Raw genomic sequence first — 18,436 nt, forward strand, 5'->3', positions numbered from 1 at the left:
GAATGGGAAATAAAAACACAAATCAGTCCAAAGTCGATCTTGTATATCGTAAAAAGAAAAATGCCGAGGAAATGAAGCATCAGCTCATTTCCTTCGGCTTGATGATTGGATTAACATTTGTTGCGTTTTTAACGATCGCCTCAGAAGACGTTGGAAATTGGTTCGCAGTACCATTTATTTTACTGCTTGCAGGCATTCAGGTAGCTTTTCAGCTTTATTATTTTATGCACATGAACCAAAAAGGGCATGAAACACCCGCCTTGTTTCTATACTCAGGTGTGTTTGTTGCGTTTATTACCGTATTAGCCTTTTTGACCATTATATGGTGGTAAACCCGCTTTGCCCTTGAAGGAGGCGCAGCAATGGAGAACTTAGAAATATTCGGATTTCGGGCATTATGGAGCCCTTATTATTTGACTTGTATTGTGATAGCAGCTGCTCTTTATCTGCTTCTTGTGACAAAGGGAAAGCACCGTGCGACGGTGAAAGAGAAAACGTTATTTCTGACGGGGCTTGTTCTGTTATATGCTGTGAAAGGGAGCCCAATTGATTTAATGGGGCATATTATGTTTAGTGCACATATGGCGCAAATGGCGGTGCTGTACCTAGTCATCCCGCCTCTCCTTATTACAGGATTGCCTCCAGCCATATGGGAGCGGATCATTCAAACACCAGGTATTCAAGCTGTTTTCCGTTTGTTTTCCAAACCTTTAATTGCACTGCTTGGATTTAACGGATTGTTTTCGCTGTATCACATTCCGCTTGTGTTTGATTTTGTGAAAACAGATCCGTTTTACCACGCATTGATGACGGTGGTTATTTTTATCGCTGCCTTTTTCATGTGGTGGCCGCTTGTCCATAAAGTCCAAAGTCAGCCGCAGATCACAGGCATTTTGAAGCTTGGATATATCATGGCAGACGGGATATTGATGACTCCGGCCTGTGCACTCATCATGTTTAGTGAGGCACCGATCTATGCAACCTATTCAGATGCAGGCGCATGGATACAAGCACTGCATTTATGTGTGCCAAGTGATATGCTTGCAGGCCTTGCTCTCACTGGCCCTGATATGTTCCACACATTGCCGCTGCTAGAGGACCAGCAGCTAGGTGCCATTTTAATGAAAATTATTCAGGAGATTGTGTACGGCTCTATTCTTGCTGTTGTCTTCTTTGACTGGGCAAGAAAAGAAAGAGCGAAAGATGCCGTACCAGATGCGCTTATTCCGAAATATGAATAAAAAAAGCACAGCCATCTGGCTGTGCTTTCATCGTATGAGGAAAAGGGCTAAATCATTTTAGCTCTTTGTTTTATGCTTCAGCCGTCATGGCTTCTAGTTTTTCCTTCAGCTGTGCAAGTGTTTTTTTGCTCGATTGGATGAGAGACTTAGGGAATTCTTCGCCTTCGCCGTATTCAACGCCATGTGGATAATAGTGTTTTCCAAGTAATGGTGTTAGAAGCTGAATGTGTGCCTTTTTGGCACCGACATCTCCTTCAGTAGCGTAGCCGGAAATCCGTAAATAAAAGGTTCCCTCTACCATGCTGTACTTTCTGTCGTACGTCACACGCTCATAATCCCATTGATCGGCTCGTACAAATCCTTCGCTTTCCATAATGAAATCTAATTTATTTAAGTCAGCTGATACCTCTTCAATCCCCGTACCTTCAAACTTCACCCAAAACCCCTCCTTATAAAATTTCCCTTTACTGACAATCATAGTATGAAAGCGTTAAACTTTCAACTGTGAAAGGTATGTTCTTTTATAAGCTGGTTACAGTAATAAAGAAAATAACGGATGGAGGAATCAACGTGAAAACGAAAAAAATCAAAGATATTATGACAAAAAAAGTAGTGACATGTCAGCAAGATGACAATACGTATGAAGCAGCAGTCAAAATGAGAGATGCTGATATCGGTGCCATTCCAGTGGTTGACGGAGATCAGCTCGTTGGGATAGTGACAGACCGTGACCTTGTGCTTAGAGGCATTGCAGAAAAAAAGCCAAACTCACAGGAAGTGGGCTCGCTGATGACAAAGGAAGTACTAACAGCTGAAGAAGATGCAACACTTGAAGAAATTGTCCGGCTCATGTCAGAGCATCAGCTCCGCCGCATTCCTGTTGTAAAAAACGGCGCATTAACAGGGATTGTCGCTCTAGGAGATTTATCAGTCGAAGATTTATCAAATGATCGCGCGGGAGAGGCACTGACAGAAATCTCTCAACAGGATCAAGATCATGGACAAGGATTTCTTCATTAAGAGGGGCATATTTTAAATTCGTGTTAAATAGGTTGTATTGTCGTTGATAAATGGAGCAAGTTTTGTTTAAATGACAGTAGAAGGTACTTTTTGTACCTTGCCAATTTAACGGAGGTGTTTATTTGAAAACTGTGCTCAAAACACTCCTCATCCTCCTGATTATATCTGGAACATATGTTCTGTTTATTCAATATGGATCTTCACCAGAAAAAGAAAACAGCAATGAACCGAAGGTGTCTAATGAAGAAACATCTAGCGATAAGCCGATCAACATCCCAAAAAAGGGACTCATGTCCTTTATGGGGAAATCTTCAAACGAAGTGCTTAAACAGCTGGGAGAACCAGATCGCATTGATCCTTCCGCATATGATTATGACTGGTGGATTTACAACCAATCGAAGAAGCACTATATTCAAGTAGGGGTAAAGGATAGTAAAGTGGTGACCTTGTTTGCAACAGGAGACGGACTGAATGTAGAACCGTTTAAAATCGGTCAAGCCACAAGTGAAGTATTTAAGAAAACACAAATTGCACCTTACATTCATGTAGAGGATGAACAAAATTCATACCGCTTTGAATTCTCAGAAGATGATATGAATACAAGACCCACTGTGAAAGTCGGAGATGATGTGTATGTTCAGCTTTACATGGATAAGTTTGAAAGCACCCTTTCAAGTATCAGGGCCTTTAACGCAGATACATTTGTGAAACAAAAGCCGTATGAGGTGGTCTATCGAGGTCAATTGATAGAACCTGAGGCGATATCAGGCGAAAAGTGGAAAGATATCGAAGCTTCCAGTCAAAAACAAATTTTTGATATGACCAATATTATCCGCCATAAGTACAACCTGCCGATCTTAAAGTGGGATGATGAAACCTCTGAAGTGGCCTTCATGCATAGTGAGGACATGAAAGAGAATCATTATTTCTCCCATGAATCTAAAAAATACGGTACGCTGAAAGACCGGTTAGAAAGAGGCGAGGTGGGCTTTCAGCTCGCAGGTGAAAACATTGCTTATAACTATGTCGATGGACCCGCAGCGGTAGAGGGCTGGCTCAATAGTGAAGGTCACAGGAAGGCGTTATTAAATAAAGATTACACGCATCTTGGCGTAGGAGTAAAAGAAAAATATTACACCCAAAATTTCATCAAGAAAACATCTTAAACGAAAGCAGCTGCATGGTCGCAGCTGCTTTTTTGATGGTTAAAAAGAGGCTCACCAAAACAGATGCTGATGTATATAGTATAGTAGGCATTTGTATGGGGGGTGAGGATATGACAAACAAGCAAAAACAAACATCCATTGATGAATTTAAACAATTCGTCAGACGCCATCCGAAGTTAATTCAAGAAGTGCAATCGCAAGAAAAAAGCTGGCAAAGTGTATACGAGAATTGGGTCATGTTTGGTGAGGAAGATGAGATGTGGTCACCTTACCGGCAATCGAAATCTGAAGATGCGAAAGAAGAAAAAGCCTCTAAGCCAAGTGAAACAGGAAAAGCAGATTTTATGTCTAAAATGGTTTCTGCTGTGAAAAAAATGGACGCTGATCAAATGAATGAACAGATTAACAAAATGAGCCAGTCTATTTCCTCTTTACAAAGCTTACTCGGCCAATTTTCATCCAATGGTTCAAAGAAAGGTTCATCTGGAGGCAGTCAGCACCCATTCTCCTTCAGGAAAGATTAAGTGAAAGGGGATGCTTCTGGTGCGAAAAGAAGTACAGGAATTTGTCATGGCCGAAGAGGAGCGAATCAAATTCATAAGGCAGCGTCCTATCTGGTACAGACAGCTGACGCGGCATCCTGAAAATCTAACGTCCTTTGAATTAGATAAAATGAACTTTTACGAAAAAACCATTCCTCATCGTGTGAGTCAGTTGAGCAATAGCGTCCAAATGGCTGAAATGATGATTCAAATGTTCCAAGCAATGCGCAATCAAAATGGAGCCGGCTGAGGCTTTTTTTGAGTTGATTAAGATGTCTATTTCCTGAGCATCCTATAAAAGTAGATGAAAGGAGAATCAGATGATGAAATGGATGCTGTCAATAGGCGCATTGCTTTTTCTTGTCACCGGGTGTCAAAGTCAACATGGAGAAGAGCAAGTGATTAAGCAAGACCCAGCAGTACCAGTCATGCAGCAGGCCCAAAGCGAAATGAAGCAGCAAGGCTTTTTGAAATACAAAGTGCAAGGGTCGTCTGTCTATATAGAAAGTACACTTCAAGATTTTCATCTTCAGCCAGAGCGTCTGAAAAAGAACGAGAAGGCGGGATATTTTACAGTGTATGTAGACGGGAAACGTGCAGGGAATGAGTATACCGCGGCATTTGTGGTCAAGCATCTTTCAAAAGGAAAGCATAAAATGACCGTTGTGCTGAATTCCCGTCATCCAGAATATAAACAAAAAAGAGAAACATGGGATGTATTTGTCACGTAAAAGCATTTTCTGATCCATAGGTTTCGTGGTAAACTATGAATTGGAGGTGCAACATTTATGTATGCGACAATCGAATCTGTGGAGCTCCAAGAGGAAGCAAATCAATTGGCTGCCATGATTCTTCAGTCGGAGGAGGCTGAACATTACCGCAACTGCTTTAAGCGTCTCCAGCAAGACGAAGAAGCCCAACAAATTATTGCCCATTTTACAAAAGTAAAAGAGCAGTATGAGGATGTGCAGCGGTTCGGCAAGTATCATCCGGACTATAGAACGATCTCAAAGGAAATGCGTGAGGTCAAAAGAAAGCTAGATCTTCACGATACAGTGGTTGATTTCAAAAAAGCAGAAACAGCGATTCAATCCATCTTAGATGAGATTAGTATTGAAATCGGTCAAGCTGTATCAGCATATATTAAAGTTCCAACAGGGAACCCATATTTTGATGGTCTATCATCATGCGGCGGCGGCTGTGGATCAGGTGGCAGCTGCGGCTGTAAAGTATCTTGACGAGACTTGAATGTCTCGTCTTTTACATAATGAATGAAAAGAATTGAAAAGCGGCAGGTGAAAAGATGGAAACCAAACGTCAAGGGATGGTTGTCTGGCTGCATTCGTTAAAGCAGTCAAAAGCGCTAAGAAAATTTGGGAATGTTCACTATATTTCAAGGAAAATGAAATATGCCGTGATCTATTGTGATATGGATGATCTTGAGCGCCATATGGCTAAACTCAGCTCGTTACCATTTGTGAAACGTGTTGAGCCTTCATATAAACCTTTTATTAAATTAGAGTACGAATCCAAATTGGATAAAGCAAAAGAGTATGATTATAAGGTGGGCTTTTAAAGACACAAAAAAATCCCCGCGGCATCACCCGCGGGGTCCTTCTATTCTTAATGATTCATTAAGGAGAAGGCAAAGGGAGAGGAGAAACCGGAGGAAGAACTTATGGGGAAACGTAAGTCTTCTCCGCGGTTGGCAACAGCACCACATCAGATGCTGTTATAAGTAGTATGACCCCGGATTTCTTGATCTATACATAGAAAATGAATGAATATCCGCGCATTGTTCCTTGAGGAGTGATGTGGTAAGATAATGTTGAATTTTTTGTCATAAACAATGACGAATAGAAGCAAGCAGAAAAAGTGGTGGAAAAATGAGAGTCATCTCTGGAACGAGAAAAGGCCGCACACTTAAAGCGGTACCAGGTCAATCAACAAGACCGACGACAGATAAAGTAAAAGAATCAATATTTAATATGATCGGCCCGTATTTTGATGGCGGATGGGCTCTTGATTTATTTGCAGGAAGCGGTGGTTTAGGGATTGAAGCGCTTTCTAGAGGATTCGATCATTGCATATTTGTTGATCGAGATATAAAGGCGATTCAGACGATTAAAGGAAACCTGAATCAATTGTCGCTAATGGATCAAAGTGAAGTGTTTCGAAATGAAGCAAAGCGTGCACTTGCAGCTGTTGTGAAACGAGAGGAATCCTTTCAAGCCATTTTCCTTGATCCGCCCTATAAAGATCAACAGCTAAAAGCACTTCTTGAAATGATTGACGAGCACGCCTTGTTAACAGATGACGGCGTGATCGTGTGTGAGCATGATAAAGACGTGAAGCTGCCAGAAGAAGCAGGACAGCTTCACATCACAAGACAGGAACTGTACGGATTGACTGGTATTACGATTTATAGAAAGCGGGGAAATTAGCATGGGGAACATAGCCGTTTGTCCGGGCAGCTTCGATCCAGTTACATTGGGGCATTTGGATATCATCAAAAGAGGTGCAAAGATTTTTGATGAAGTGTATGTATGTGTATTAAATAACTCATCTAAAAAACCGTTATTTACTGTTGAAGAACGGTGTGAGCTTATTCGCCAAGCGACGAAGGAGCTGCCAAATATCAAAGTTGAATCGTTTCACGGCCTGCTTGTTGATTATGCAAAGCAAAAAGAAGCCAAAGTCATTTTACGCGGATTAAGGGCTGTGACGGACTTTGAGTATGAGATGCAAGGCACCTCAATGAACAAAGTGTTAGACGATGAAATTGAAACGTTTTTTATGATGACCAACAATCAGTATTCCTTCTTAAGCTCCAGTATTGTCAAAGAAGTAGCGAAATATCATGGGGCAGTCAAAGATCTTGTACCAAAAGAGGTAGAAGCAGCGCTGAAGGAAAAATTTAATGGATGAGTGCACCCAGCACTCATCCATTTTTTAATTTCCAATAGTACAGTGCGATATACACAATCAAGCTGCAAAGTGTGATCAAAGGACCAGCTGTCACAAGCTGATTCCAAACCACGCTGCTGAACATGACGACCTGCTGGCCTGCATCAAAGGCACCCGCTGGGAGAGCCATGTCTGATCGAGAGACATAAAGAGGCTTGAATAATAAAAAGGCAAAAACAGCTGCATAAATTCCGTGAAGCAAACGGGCGAAGAAAAACGGTTTAAAGCGGATATCGGTTGCCGCCAAAATGCCGGCGACTTGGGCTTGAACAGAAAACCCGCTGAATCCTAAAATAAAGCTGACGACAATGGTTTTAGCGAGAAGGGTGACTTCCTGTGACCCCGTCATCTGGCTTCCTAATGTGATTTCAAATAAACCGGCAATCATGGCAAGGTCTAATTCTGGCGGAAGATGCATCGTTTGCAGCATATATCCGAGCCCGATGGATAAAAGGTCTGTCACATGGACAACTGACAGCATTTTGCTAAACACAGAAAATAAGATAATAAAGCCGCCAATCATAAAGAGTGTTTGGACTGATGACATGACTGCATCACTTAAAATTTGGCCGAGCGGTCTTTTCTCTGCGAGTCTTGCTGTATGAAGAGCATTGAATGCCTCTTTAAACGGCGGGAATAAAAACTTCTTGCGGCTTCTTAGGTGTGCATCATGCCGCGCTTTATACGCGCGCATCGTCACACCAACAGCGAGATTCCCTAAATAATGAGCGCTGGCGAGTACAATGCCTAAAGCTGGGTGATGAAAAAAACCAACAGCCACCGCACCGAAAATAAACAATGGATTTGATGAATTTGTAAAGGAAACGAGACGCTCTGCTTCGATCCGCGTCAGCTGCCTTTCCTGCCTCAGTCTTGTCGTTAATTTCGCACCAGAAGGAAACCCTGAAGCCATTCCCATAGCCAGTACAAATCCGCCTACACCCGGCACCCGGAAGATGGGGCGCATAAATGGCTCTAATAATACCCCGACAAATCTGACAATCCCGAAACTAATTAATAGCTCGGACAAAATAAAAAAAGGAAGCAATGATGGAAATACAACCTCCCACCACATTGCAAGTCCATTTTTCGACGCTTGCAAAGAGGCTTGTGGATGTGTAATCACAGTGGCTGTTAAAAAAATAAAAAAAGCAGCGATGAACAGAGTGTTCCATTTTTTCATGGAGATTTCGCCCCTTGCCGTTATGATCTATTGGCGAGCTCGTGATATTAGAAAAAGAAACTAGCCGAGCCTGTCTTCTATTACTATACGAGCAGTAGGGGCATGTTTAGACCTATAGATTCGTATATATGCATAGAAAGAGGAGGGTGGATTTTCATGAAGCGACCGATCATCGGGCTTGCACTAGGCTCCGGGGGTGCGAGGGGAATGGCGCATATCGGGGTATTGTCTAGTCTTGAGAAGCAAGGAATACAGGTAGATATGATTGCTGGAAGCAGTATTGGCGCACTTGTTGGGAGCTTTTATGCGGCAGGACAAGACGTAGAAAAAATGAAAAAACTTGCACTTGTCTTCAGAAGAAAGTATTATGCTGACTATACACTGCCAAAAATCGGTCTTTTAAAAGGAAATCGAATTTTGCAGCTGATTCACACGTTTACATATGGGAAAACATTCGAAGAATTAAGAATGCCCCTTGCGGTGGTTGCCTGTGACCTCGAAACAGGGGAGAAGGTTGTGTTTAAAGAAGGATCTGTCTCACAAGCAGTCAGAGCAAGCATCAGCATTCCAGGCGTGTTTGTTCCTCACGAAATGGGCGGCAGACAGCTAGTGGATGGAGCGGTTGTTGACCGCATTCCTGTGTCTGTTTTAAAAGAAATGGGCGCAGACCTTATTATCGCCTCTGATGTATCAAGGGTGAAAAAAACAGAAAAGGCGACGAGATTATCGGATGTGATTATGCAAAGTTTGGACATCCTTCAAAATGAATTGGTCCGTCATCAAACCATTCATGCAGATCTCATGATCCGGCCGAGGCTTGAAACATTTAGCTCTAGTTCGTTCACCCAGGTTCAGGAGATGATTGAAGCTGGTGAGCTCGCCGCAGATCAACTAGCAGGTAAACTGAAAGATGTCATTGATAAATGGGAGTGTTAATCGAATGAAAAAATTGAATATTCGCTGGCTCAGCTTTTTTGTCGTTGTTCTTGTCTTATTTGGCTTAACTTTTGTTAAACTGCCGTATTACGTGACAAAGCCGGGTGATGCAACAGAGATTGCCCCTCACATTCAAGTGGACGGTGGATACGGCGAGAAGGGCAGCTTCTCTCTTATGACGATAAAAGTAGGTCCAGCCAATCCGTATACGTATTTACTTGCGAAAATGAATAAATATGACGAGATCGTCCCAGAAGAAAATATTAAAGCGGACGGAGAGTCGGATGAAGATTATATGAAAAGACAGCTTCAGCTGATGAAAAGCTCTCAAGAAAATGCCATGATTGCAGCGTATACAAAAGCAGGCAAAAAAGTAGATTATACGTTTAATGGGGTATATGCGAGCTACGTCATGAAAGGCATGCCTGCTTATGGCAAAATTGAAGTGGGCGACCGGATTAAAAGCGTTGATGGCAAGACGTATGATTCTGCTGATAAAATGGTGTCGTATATCAGCCGTCAAAAAGCTGGTACATCTGTCCGTTTTGTCCTTGAACGAAACGGCAAGGATATCACGCAGAAAGTGAAGTTAAAGCCTTTTAAAGAAGAGCCGAACCGAGTCGGAATTGGCGTATCATTATTTACAGACCGAAATGTGAAAGTATCGCCTTCCATTAAGGTGGATATTGAAAATATCGGCGGCCCGTCGGCAGGTTTAATGATGTCACTTGAAATTTATAACCAGCTGACAAAAGAAGACGAAACACATGGCTATGCGATTGCAGGGACTGGAACGATTGACGCTGATGGCACGGTCGGGCCAATTGGCGGAATTGATCAAAAGGTTGTTGCAGCAGATAAATCAGGAAAAGATATCTTCTTTGCACCAAACGATAAAGGTGATCCAAATTCAGACTACAAAAATGCAGTGAAAACAGCAAAAGATATCAAAAGTAATATGAAAATCGTTCCTGTGGACACAATGCAGGACGCACTGAACTATTTAAACAAGTTAAAAGAGAAAGCATCTTAATTGAAAAAAGAGCAGCCTTCATCAAAGGCTGCTCTCAGCGTGTAGACAAACCCTCGCATTCGGTGTCAGGTCTCTGCGCCGGTACTCACGAATGTCAAATTCGCTCCGTTCCGGTGCTCGCCCTTTCTAGACTTCAAAGGTTTTCTATCACGCTGAAAAGAGGACAAAGGACTAAAATAAAGATCCTTTTAGCCCTTTGTCAACAATCAGAGAGCAGCCTTAGGCTGCTTTTTTTATCGAGATTGGAAGAGACCAGTCTCTTCATCATAGCGGATCGGTGAGGTTTTAAATTCTGCTTCTGTTAACTTTGTTTGCATTGGTTCGCTGATGGGAAGGCTGAAGACGCGGGAAGCGCGAATGTCAAGATCAAGGGCAGGATGTGAAAAGGAAGACAGCTTGCTGACAAGCGGTACGTCCAATTCCTTTTTTACAAGAGATAAGTATTGCTGACCTTTCTTTGACATACCAAGTAAACGAATGTATGGTGCTTGTTTCTCCTTTAGCAGCTCATGCATGACCGTTTTCTTCACCCTCATTAAAAGGTGCGTATTCATCCGCTGCAGCCTTGTCCACGTATATCGTTTTGTTTTCACAAGTGATAGATATTCCTCGTAGGAGGACGCATGTGTGATCGCCTTTTGCATGCGGTGTTCGATGCCTTCTTCAATTTCATAGATGCCTTCTAGTTCTGCTGTATCCATTGTGTGAAACACATGTTTTAAGAAGCTGAAATAGTCTTCTTGCGTATGTAAAAGATCATAAGAAGAATAATAGTCATGTAATTGCTTAAGCGAGGCTGCCGGGAGATAAGAGGCGACAGTTTCAAATGACCCATTCTCTTTTAAGGCTTTTCGGATGCTTGTAGCGCTTGCGATTTTCTGATGTTTAGGAAGCTCTTGATCATGATAACCGGATGCAATTCTTTGAGAGGTAAAGGGCTCTATGTGAGGAGATCTCTCTAAGATGGCTTTGACATAATGGAAGCCTAAAATGTTATTAGGCCTAGACAGATCCAGTAAGTGTTTCGGATCAATGACCTCTTGAAACGCAGCGGCAGCGGCAGCCGGATAACTAAGACCTTCTTTTACCTTTGCTTTTGTGAAAAGGTCGATTTCTTCTTTTTTCTCATGCCAAGCGTGCGCTGTTCGCTCAAATGCTTTGATGTCTCCGTCCTCACTTCCGAAAAAAAGGGAGCGGCATTTTAAAGCATCTAGAATAGACACAGCGCCGTTTGCAAAGGTTTCTGCCTTTTGCACTGCATATATGTATGGAAGCTCACACACGATGTCTACACCGTTTTGCAATGCCATTTTTGTTCGTGCCCATTTTGAGACGATAGCGGGCTCTCCGCGCTGGAGAAAGGATCCGCTCATGACGGCAATGGCTACATCTGAGGAGGTATGTGTTTTCGCCTGGCGAACATGATAGGCATGTCCATAATGAAATGGATTGTACTCGACAACAACTCCTGTTGCTTTCAATAGATGTTCCGCCTTTCTTGCTATGGTTAAATGGTCTATGCTACAGTAGCATAAGGGAAAAATGAAGCCCATTTTTTTCAGTGTAGGCATTCCGTGAACTGATGTCAAACAACGCTCTGACATCACAAAGGACTGTAAAGAAAAAATATTGACAAATAGCATGATGAAAGCTATAATCATGTTTGTTGCTCTTAGAGGTGATACAATTGAAATGGACAGTTTATCAGTTACATCAAAAAGCTAAAAACAGCTTCGATTTTCATGAGACGGTTGACTTAAATGAACTTACTAGCCTTCATTCAGATATACGTCGTATTTCACCGGTAGAGGTGAAAGGGACTGGAGTGATCGAATCAAAGCAAGTCGCATTTGATTTAACCATCACAGGTGAAATGACACTGCCTTGTTCAAGAACGCTTGTTGATGTAAATTATCCATTTGCGATTTCAACGAAAGAACTATTTGTACTTCATAAGACAGACGATATAGAAGATGAAGACGTATCTGTTGTAGAAGACGATATCATCGACTTAACGCCTATAGTCAAGGAAGAAATTCTTCTTGAAGTGCCGATGCAAATCTTTTGCGACCAAACAGACGTAAAAGGTGCTGCGCCACAGGAAGGGAATGACTGGGCGGTCATTTCGGAAGATGCACATCAAAACCGAATTGATCCGCGTCTGGAAGGCTTGAAGAAGCTCTTAGAAGAAAATAATGAATCTTAACTCTTTAAGGAGGTGGGAATAATGGCTGTACCTTTTAGAAGAACTTCTAAAATGAAAAAAAGATTGCGTCGTACGCATTTCAAACTACAAGTACCTGGTATGGTAGCTTGCCCAGAATGCGGTGAAATGAAAATTTCTCATCGTGTCTGCAAATCTTGCGGAACATACAAAGGCAAAGACGTAAAAAGCAACTAATGCTTGATAAAAAAGCGTAAGGGAATCTTCCCTTGCGTTTTTTTATTTGTCTATTTTTTAGGTTTCTCTCCTGCAAATAGTCTATCTACTCTAGTAAGCGCATATGATGTGGTATTCAGATTCAGGGGGGATGATCAATTGACGATTACAAGGCAGGACGCATGGACACAAGATGAAGATTTACTTTTAGCAGAAGTCGTCTTAAGGCATATTCGAGATGGAGGAACGCAGCTTTCCGCATTTGAGGAAGTCGGGAAAGCATTGTCAAGAACAGCGGCAGCATGTGGATTCAGATGGAACTCATACGTCAGAAAACAATATCAGGCAGGCATTGAGCTGGCGAAAAAACAGCGGAAAGAACTGCGTAAAAAGATTGGAATTCATTCCTCGGGTTTACCGCAAAATACGCTAACCATAGAAGAGAAGGCATCTTCAGATCAGGCTGAATTGACCTTGCGAGAAGTGATTCAGTTTTTAGAGAAGCTTGAAAAAGAACCGGCTGGCTCAGCTTATTTACGCGAAGAACTGGCGGACACGCAGCATCAACTGAAGTCGCTCACAGAAGAAAATGAACATTTGAAGCGGCAATTAAAAATGACAGAAGAAGACTACCGGGCACTTATTGGGATTGTTGAAAGAGTCAAACAGAATATCAACTTAAAAGAATATGCTAAATAAGAAAACGCCCCTCACAGAGAAAGGAGGGGCGTTTTGCCATCAGTGATTAAGCGGATTCACCTGTATTCTTTTGAATATGGGCAGGTTCCCAGATGAGTGGATTTTCACCTTTGTCGCGTTCCATATCATATTTTACCGCTTCAAAGCCCATTTTATCCCAAAAACCAGCAGATTTGACGCGTGGATTGGTCCGGATTGGCAGTCCGAAAGATTTGGCGAAATCAACAAGTGCCTCGCCGTACCCTTTACGCTGATACCCAGGAAGCACTTCCAGCTTCCACAGCTCTAAATAATCATGATTGTGGTCAAAATACGTTGTCGTCGAGCCGTCCACTTGATAAAGGCTCATACGTGCAACCAGCTTATCTCCAAAATAAATCCCGTAAAATGGAGAGTTGCTGTCATTTTCAATCATATTACTTTCAAGGTCTTCAAGCATGGATAGTTCTTGTATGCCATATTCCTTAAATTGTTTAAATTCCTCTAAAGTTTTGTAATTGATTAGAAGTCGTTTTACTTGTGTCATATGATCTTCCCCCTTACACACATAATGTTGACAGTGATGTCGTTGAAGGCGTTTTCATCCCATCCGCCTCAAAAAGTTTTTACACTTATTATTATAGTTTTTAAATTAAAAAAATTCAATCGCGGCGCGCCATCTGCTTTTTGCATCGCGGCTTGAAACTGTTAAAATGGTTGATATGATGAAGTAAACAGAAAAAGGGAAGTGCGGCAGTTGAACATTGGAATCATTGGCGGCGGTGCGATTGGTCTGCTTTGTGCCAGTTATTTATCACAGCATCATGACATCACTGTTTTGACAAGAAGAAAAGAACAAGCAGAGAAGATTCGAACATCAGGTATTAAGCGAACGGTAAAAGGAGACACATTCCTGGCGTCTGCGGAGGCAAGGGCAGGGATTACAGGAGTATTTGATCTGCTGATTGTGACGGTGAAATATCACCAGCTGCAAGAGGTGCTTGATGAACTATCCACATTACCTCGTCAACGAATCTTATTTTTACAAAATGGCATGGCCCACTTATTAGATTTAGAAAACTGGGACACGCCGCATTCGATATATATCGGTGTTGTAGAGCACGGGGCGATGAAGGTATCAGATCATGCAGTAAACCATACAGGGATTGGTGTCATCAAGTGGGGGGCTTTTCATCCTGAGGATGCAGCTGATGTGAGAAATGCTTTGAATGAAACGCCGGCCCAATTTCAGATGATTTATACGGATGAATGGAAAAAAGTGCTGGAGGAAAAACTGCTGGTCAATGTCTGTATTAACCCGCTCACGGCTTTATTGCATGTGAAAAATGGAGAATTGATCGCAACTCCTGCATATGAATACATGATGAAATGTGCATTTGAAGAAGCATTGTCCATTCTAGGTCTGGCTGAAAAAGAGCGGCTCTGGTCACACGTCGTTTCCATTTGTAAGAAAACGGCCGCCAATCAATCGTCAATGCTTCAAGATATCGTCAAAGGCCGTGAAACCGAAAGAAAAGCCATCGTTGGCTATCTTTTAAAAAAGGCTCAAGCTCAAGAAATTCTGGCGCCACATCTTACTTTCTTCAATCGAAGCTTGGAAGTATTGGAAAAAAAGCAAACAAAATCTTTTGAGTGAGCTCATTTACATGCTATACTTTTTTCGGGAAACTAACTATTTATTGAAGAAAGGAAGTTCTAAACATGCAATTGACTGAACTTTCCATCCGAAGTCAGAATTTATTCATACGTGATTATATAGAAGAAAAAAAAGAGATGACTGCTTTTTTTGATTATGATATACATTCTGAGCACACATGGAAAAAAAGATACGACGATCTCATGGAAATGAGCTTCCCGCGCGAGGCTTTAGCGGATTATATGAGCGCATACCACGCAAAGTTTGAATCGGCAGCGATGCGTCAGAACATTGAAAAGATCCGTGATGAACGGAGTGTCATGGTGGTTGGAGGACAGCAGGCAGGCCTACTGGCAGGACCGCTTTATACCATACATAAAATCATATCCATTATTCAGTTCGCAAAAGAAAAAGAATCAGTGCTTGGCGTTCCTGTGATTCCAGTCTTTTGGGTAGCAGGTGAGGATCATGACGTAGATGAAATTAATTTTGTCTACACATCTGGCGAAAAAGGTCCAGTCAAGCAAAAGCTGCCATTACATAACGTCAAAAAAACTGCTGCCAAAAGAACACCTCTGCATCAAGAAAAAACAGAGAAATGGCTCCGCGATGTGTTTTCAACATATGAAGAATCTGCGTATACAAATGACTTGCTTGATCAGCTTCTTCGATGTTTACGCAAATCACAAACATTTACGGATTTCTTTGAATGGATTGTATGCGACCTTTTTGAAGAAGATGGACTGCTTCTATTTAATTCAGGAGACTTAGGCGTCAAACCACTTGAGCGTACGTTATTCAAGCATATTGTTGAGACAAATGATGCGGTCACAGCTCGTTTGAATGAAACGCAGGCTGCCATGAAACGAGCGGGATATCAGCCTATCATAGAAGCTGGTGACAATCAGGCGAACCTGTTTTACGAATATGATGAAGAGCGTTTCCTTATTGAAAAAGAAAACGGCCAGTTTTCTATATCAGAAGTGGGGCTTACGTGGACAAAAGAAGAGCTTTTGCAGGAAATTGAGGAGCACCCAGAACGGTTCAGCAACAATGTGGTGACGCGTCCCTTAATGCAGGAAACCCTTCTCCCAACACTTGCTTTTATGGCAGGCCACGGTGAAGTCAACTATTGGGGAGAACTGAAAGGAATTTTTGAGCATTTTGAATTAAAGATGGCACCCGTTCTTCCAAGACTGCACGTGACCATTCTTGAAAGGCACATCGATAAGAAGCTGCCGGTCAGAGAACTTTCTCTTGAAGAAGTGCTCACAAACGGAGTAAAAGAAAAGAAAGAGGCTCACTTTGAGCAAAGCCTTCCAGACAGCTTTGTTCAAGCCGTTGATCAGGCGAAACGTGAATTAGCGAATGTTCATGGCGTACTGAGGCAAGAAGCACTGGAGGTTGAACCAAACTTCGAACAGCTGCTAGATAAAAATGCCAAATTTATCGAAGACCAGCTTCAATTTGTTTATCAAAAGGTGGCGCAGCGTGTGGAAGAGAAGGAAGGATATATCCTTCGAGATTTTGAACGGATTGAAAACAGCTTAAAACCATTAGATGCCCCGCAAGAAAGAATTTGGAATATCATGTACTTTTTAAACAAATATGGTCCAGAATTCTTCAAAACGTTCAAAAATCTGCCATTTTCATTTCAAAACAAGCAGCAAATTGTCAAACTTTGAAATAAAGTTTTAATGAACCCTGACTAGTTCAGGGTTTTTTTTTATGTAGAAACAGTGTAAAATAAGTTTTGTGGAGAGAAGTGGTGGATAGTGGAGAGTAAGGGTGAGAAAGTGGGGCTCTGATTATCATGTTCATGGGTGAATACCAACATACGATTGATACAAAAGGGCGCATGATCATCCCTGCTAAATTTAGAGACGGTCTCGGAGAACAGTTTGTGCTGACGAGAGGGCTTGATCAATGTTTATTTGGCTACCCTATGAGTGAGTGGAAACTAATCGAAGAGAAACTCAAAGCACTGCCGCTAACGAAAAAAGATGCACGTGCGTTTACCCGGTTCTTCTTCTCTGGCGCAGTTGAATGCGATCTGGACAAGCAGGGGCGTATTAACATCGCATCAAACCTACTCCAATATGCAAAACTCGAAAAAGAATGTGTGGTCATCGGCGTTTCAAATCGAATTGAGTTGTGGAGTAAGTCGATCTGGGAACAATATACAGAAGAGCAAGAAGATTCTTTTGCTGAAATTGCTGAAAACATGATTGGATTTGATATATAATAATCCCTTGTGCAGCAAGCTTTCTACACATTCATTTCTATTTGAAAAAGGTGGGACCATAACATCATGTTCCAACATGAGACAGTATTATTAAAAGAAACAGTTGACGGTTTAAACGTCAAAGAAGACGGTACATATGTAGACTGCACGCTAGGCGGAGCAGGTCATAGCTCATATTTACTATCTCAACTATCAGAAAAAGGTACATTGATTGGATTTGACCAAGACGATGCTGCACTGGATCATGCACGAGAGAAGCTCGCGGATTCTAAAGCGAACATTCTTTTCATAAAAAGCAACTTCCGATATTTAAAAGAACGTCTGAATGAACAAGGTATTACAAGCGTAGACGGTGTGATTTTTGACCTTGGGGTTTCATCTCCTCAGCTCGACACACCAGAGAGAGGCTTTAGTTATCACCATGATGCACCTCTTGACATGCGAATGGATCAAACAGCCGCATTGTCGGCAAAACAAGTGGTGAATGAATGGCCATTTGAAGATCTAGTTCGGATTTTCTACAAATATGGGGAAGAAAAATTCAGCAAGCAAATCGCACGCAAAATTGAAGAAGCTAGAAAAAAAGGACCAATTGAAACTACAGGTGAGCTTGTCGACATTATCAAAGAAGGAATTCCCGCACCTGCAAGACGAACTGGCGGACATCCAGCAAAAAGAGTGTTTCAAGCGATCCGAATTGCCGTAAATGATGAATTGAAAGTTTTTGAAGAAGCACTAGAACAAGCAATAGAGTTACTCAATCCGAAGGGGAGAATTTCTGTCATTACATTCCATTCACTTGAAGACCGGATTTGTAAAAGTACATTTAAAGAAATGTCTTCTCTTCCAGAACTTCCGCACGGACTACCAGTGATTCCAGAAGGACTTGAACCAAAGCTGAAGCTGATCACGAGAAAACCAATCGTTGCATCAGAACAAGAGCTGGAACATAACAACCGTGCCCGTTCAGCGAAGCTCCGAATTGCAGAAAAAAAGTAAAACGACACCATAGATGATGATAAAAAGGAGGTTTCTTATGAGTAATTTGGCTTACCAAAGAGAAGTAAAACAATATCAAACAGAGCAGCAAGGCCAATCGGTTGTTATTAAAAGAAGAGGTTCTATCACACTTGGTGAAAAAATCTTACTTGTCATGTTTGTCATGGCTCTTATGTGCAGCTCCATTCTCATCATTTCTAAAGCCTTTGCTGTCTATCACGCTAATATTGAAGTCCAGAAATTAGAACAGCAAGTATCTTTAGAATCGAAGAAGATCACTGAGCTTCAAAAAGAAAAAGACTTGCTGAGTGAACCGGAGAGAGTCATTGATACTGCGAAAAAAGCAGGCTTAAGCATTTCGAAAGATGTTAAGAAGGTCGATTAAGATG

The 18,436-nt window shown here is 41.8% G+C and carries 25 protein-coding genes; 21 read left to right on the forward strand and 4 right to left on the reverse strand.

The annotated features are described in order from the left end of the window. The first annotated feature begins 2 nt into the window (after positions 1-2). Together ctaF and ctaG are read left to right on the forward strand one after the other, a co-directional pair. On the forward strand, positions 3-332 hold the full coding sequence (gene ctaF, locus MHB66_RS07070) for a cytochrome c oxidase subunit IVB (RefSeq protein ID WP_024426910.1): 330 nt from the start codon (positions 3-5) through the stop codon (positions 330-332). Positions 333-362: 30 nt separating this feature from the next. After that, positions 363-1,241 (forward strand): cytochrome c oxidase assembly factor CtaG, encoded by an 879-nt coding sequence (gene ctaG / locus MHB66_RS07075; RefSeq protein ID WP_034281665.1) that lies wholly within the window; start codon positions 363-365, stop codon positions 1,239-1,241. 70 nt (positions 1,242-1,311) lie between these two features. Here the strand turns inward: ctaG and MHB66_RS07080 are convergent, their stop codons facing one another. Further along, positions 1,312-1,677 carry a YugN family protein gene (locus tag MHB66_RS07080; RefSeq protein WP_024426911.1) on the reverse strand — a complete coding sequence of 122 codons (366 nt, stop codon included), beginning with the start codon at positions 1,675-1,677 and terminating at the stop codon, positions 1,312-1,314. Between the two features lie 161 nt (positions 1,678-1,838). On the opposite strand from MHB66_RS07080, the gene MHB66_RS07085 reads away from it, so the two are divergent. The 9 genes from MHB66_RS07085 to coaD all read left to right on the forward strand — a co-directional run bounded on the left by MHB66_RS07085 (position 1,839) and on the right by coaD (position 6,897). Continuing rightward, a complete protein-coding gene (locus MHB66_RS07085; protein ID WP_029707658.1) occupies positions 1,839-2,261 on the forward strand; it encodes a CBS domain-containing protein in 423 nt (140 codons plus the stop codon). Between the two features lie 122 nt (positions 2,262-2,383). After that, positions 2,384-3,427, forward strand: coding sequence for a CAP domain-containing protein (locus tag MHB66_RS07090; protein ID WP_024426913.1), 1,044 nt, complete (start codon positions 2,384-2,386; stop codon positions 3,425-3,427). A 110-nt stretch (positions 3,428-3,537) separates the two neighbouring features. Continuing rightward, the gene (locus MHB66_RS07095) at positions 3,538-3,951 is read left to right on the forward strand and encodes a YlbD family protein (protein ID WP_024426914.1); all 414 of its coding nucleotides are present in this window, start codon (positions 3,538-3,540) and stop codon (positions 3,949-3,951) included. A 19-nt stretch (positions 3,952-3,970) separates the two neighbouring features. After that, on the forward strand, positions 3,971-4,219 hold the full coding sequence (locus tag MHB66_RS07100) for a YlbE-like family protein (RefSeq protein WP_024424278.1): 249 nt from the start codon (positions 3,971-3,973) through the stop codon (positions 4,217-4,219). A 73-nt stretch (positions 4,220-4,292) separates the two neighbouring features. Beyond that, on the forward strand, positions 4,293-4,700 hold the full coding sequence (locus MHB66_RS07105; RefSeq protein ID WP_024426915.1) for a hypothetical protein: 408 nt from the start codon (positions 4,293-4,295) through the stop codon (positions 4,698-4,700). 57 nt (positions 4,701-4,757) lie between these two features. Continuing rightward, positions 4,758-5,207, forward strand: a complete 450-nt coding sequence (locus MHB66_RS07110) for a YlbF family regulator (protein WP_007499807.1) — start codon at positions 4,758-4,760, stop codon at positions 5,205-5,207. 65 nt (positions 5,208-5,272) lie between these two features. After that, the gene (locus tag MHB66_RS07115; RefSeq protein ID WP_024424276.1) at positions 5,273-5,545 is read left to right on the forward strand and encodes a YlbG family protein; all 273 of its coding nucleotides are present in this window, start codon (positions 5,273-5,275) and stop codon (positions 5,543-5,545) included. 280 nt (positions 5,546-5,825) lie between these two features. After that, positions 5,826-6,413, forward strand: a complete 588-nt coding sequence (rsmD, locus tag MHB66_RS07120; RefSeq protein WP_254967935.1) for a 16S rRNA (guanine(966)-N(2))-methyltransferase RsmD — start codon at positions 5,826-5,828, stop codon at positions 6,411-6,413. Between the two features lies 1 nt (position 6,414). Then, positions 6,415-6,897, forward strand: coding sequence for a pantetheine-phosphate adenylyltransferase (coaD, locus tag MHB66_RS07125; RefSeq protein WP_024426917.1), 483 nt, complete (start codon positions 6,415-6,417; stop codon positions 6,895-6,897). A 13-nt stretch (positions 6,898-6,910) separates the two neighbouring features. Here the strand turns inward: coaD and ylbJ are convergent, their stop codons facing one another. Beyond that, a complete protein-coding gene (ylbJ, locus tag MHB66_RS07130) occupies positions 6,911-8,119 on the reverse strand; it encodes a sporulation integral membrane protein YlbJ (RefSeq protein WP_046310846.1) in 1,209 nt (402 codons plus the stop codon). A 156-nt stretch (positions 8,120-8,275) separates the two neighbouring features. On the opposite strand from ylbJ, the gene MHB66_RS07135 reads away from it, so the two are divergent. After that, positions 8,276-9,055: a patatin-like phospholipase family protein gene (locus MHB66_RS07135; RefSeq protein WP_041117300.1), complete on the forward strand. Its 780-nt coding sequence runs from the start codon at positions 8,276-8,278 to the stop codon at positions 9,053-9,055. A 4-nt stretch (positions 9,056-9,059) separates the two neighbouring features. Then, on the forward strand, positions 9,060-10,088 hold the full coding sequence (locus tag MHB66_RS07140) for a SepM family pheromone-processing serine protease (RefSeq protein WP_046310849.1): 1,029 nt from the start codon (positions 9,060-9,062) through the stop codon (positions 10,086-10,088). A 233-nt stretch (positions 10,089-10,321) separates the two neighbouring features. Here MHB66_RS07140 and MHB66_RS07145 read toward each other — a convergent pair whose 3' ends face one another. Next, positions 10,322-11,569 (reverse strand): nucleotidyltransferase, encoded by a 1,248-nt coding sequence (locus MHB66_RS07145; protein WP_046312219.1) that lies wholly within the window; start codon positions 11,567-11,569, stop codon positions 10,322-10,324. A 206-nt stretch (positions 11,570-11,775) separates the two neighbouring features. Here MHB66_RS07145 and MHB66_RS07150 point away from each other — a divergent pair, with 206 nt between their 5' ends. From MHB66_RS07150 to gerR, 3 genes are all read left to right on the forward strand, one after another. Next, positions 11,776-12,294, forward strand: coding sequence for a DUF177 domain-containing protein (locus MHB66_RS07150; RefSeq protein ID WP_019743276.1), 519 nt, complete (start codon positions 11,776-11,778; stop codon positions 12,292-12,294). Positions 12,295-12,315: 21 nt separating this feature from the next. Beyond that, entirely contained in the window at positions 12,316-12,489 is a 174-nt protein-coding gene (gene rpmF / locus MHB66_RS07155; RefSeq protein WP_008354700.1) for a 50S ribosomal protein L32, read from the forward strand. A gap of 138 nt (positions 12,490-12,627) precedes the next feature. Next, positions 12,628-13,167 carry a sporulation-specific transcriptional regulator GerR gene (gerR, locus tag MHB66_RS07160; RefSeq protein ID WP_034281678.1) on the forward strand — a complete coding sequence of 180 codons (540 nt, stop codon included), beginning with the start codon at positions 12,628-12,630 and terminating at the stop codon, positions 13,165-13,167. 46 nt (positions 13,168-13,213) lie between these two features. Here gerR and MHB66_RS07165 read toward each other — a convergent pair whose 3' ends face one another. Then, positions 13,214-13,693 carry an N-acetyltransferase gene (locus MHB66_RS07165; RefSeq protein WP_007499784.1) on the reverse strand — a complete coding sequence of 160 codons (480 nt, stop codon included), beginning with the start codon at positions 13,691-13,693 and terminating at the stop codon, positions 13,214-13,216. 210 nt (positions 13,694-13,903) lie between these two features. Here MHB66_RS07165 and MHB66_RS07170 point away from each other — a divergent pair, with 210 nt between their 5' ends. The 5 genes from MHB66_RS07170 to ftsL all read left to right on the forward strand — a co-directional run bounded on the left by MHB66_RS07170 (position 13,904) and on the right by ftsL (position 18,432). Next, positions 13,904-14,803 carry a 2-dehydropantoate 2-reductase gene (locus MHB66_RS07170; protein WP_034281680.1) on the forward strand — a complete coding sequence of 300 codons (900 nt, stop codon included), beginning with the start codon at positions 13,904-13,906 and terminating at the stop codon, positions 14,801-14,803. Positions 14,804-14,868: 65 nt separating this feature from the next. After that, positions 14,869-16,488: a bacillithiol biosynthesis cysteine-adding enzyme BshC gene (bshC, locus tag MHB66_RS07175; RefSeq protein ID WP_046310853.1), complete on the forward strand. Its 1,620-nt coding sequence runs from the start codon at positions 14,869-14,871 to the stop codon at positions 16,486-16,488. A gap of 128 nt (positions 16,489-16,616) precedes the next feature. Further along, positions 16,617-17,048 (forward strand): division/cell wall cluster transcriptional repressor MraZ, encoded by a 432-nt coding sequence (gene mraZ, locus MHB66_RS07180; protein ID WP_003211163.1) that lies wholly within the window; start codon positions 16,617-16,619, stop codon positions 17,046-17,048. A gap of 66 nt (positions 17,049-17,114) precedes the next feature. Then, positions 17,115-18,047: a 16S rRNA (cytosine(1402)-N(4))-methyltransferase RsmH gene (gene rsmH, locus MHB66_RS07185; RefSeq protein WP_034281682.1), complete on the forward strand. Its 933-nt coding sequence runs from the start codon at positions 17,115-17,117 to the stop codon at positions 18,045-18,047. Between the two features lie 37 nt (positions 18,048-18,084). Beyond that, the gene (ftsL, locus tag MHB66_RS07190; RefSeq protein ID WP_024424265.1) at positions 18,085-18,432 is read left to right on the forward strand and encodes a cell division protein FtsL; all 348 of its coding nucleotides are present in this window, start codon (positions 18,085-18,087) and stop codon (positions 18,430-18,432) included. Positions 18,433-18,436: the final 4 nt, after the last annotated feature.

Source organism: Bacillus sp. FSL L8-0167, from assembly GCF_038630295.1.
Lineage (GTDB): Bacteria > Bacillota > Bacilli > Bacillales > Bacillaceae > Bacillus > Bacillus safensis.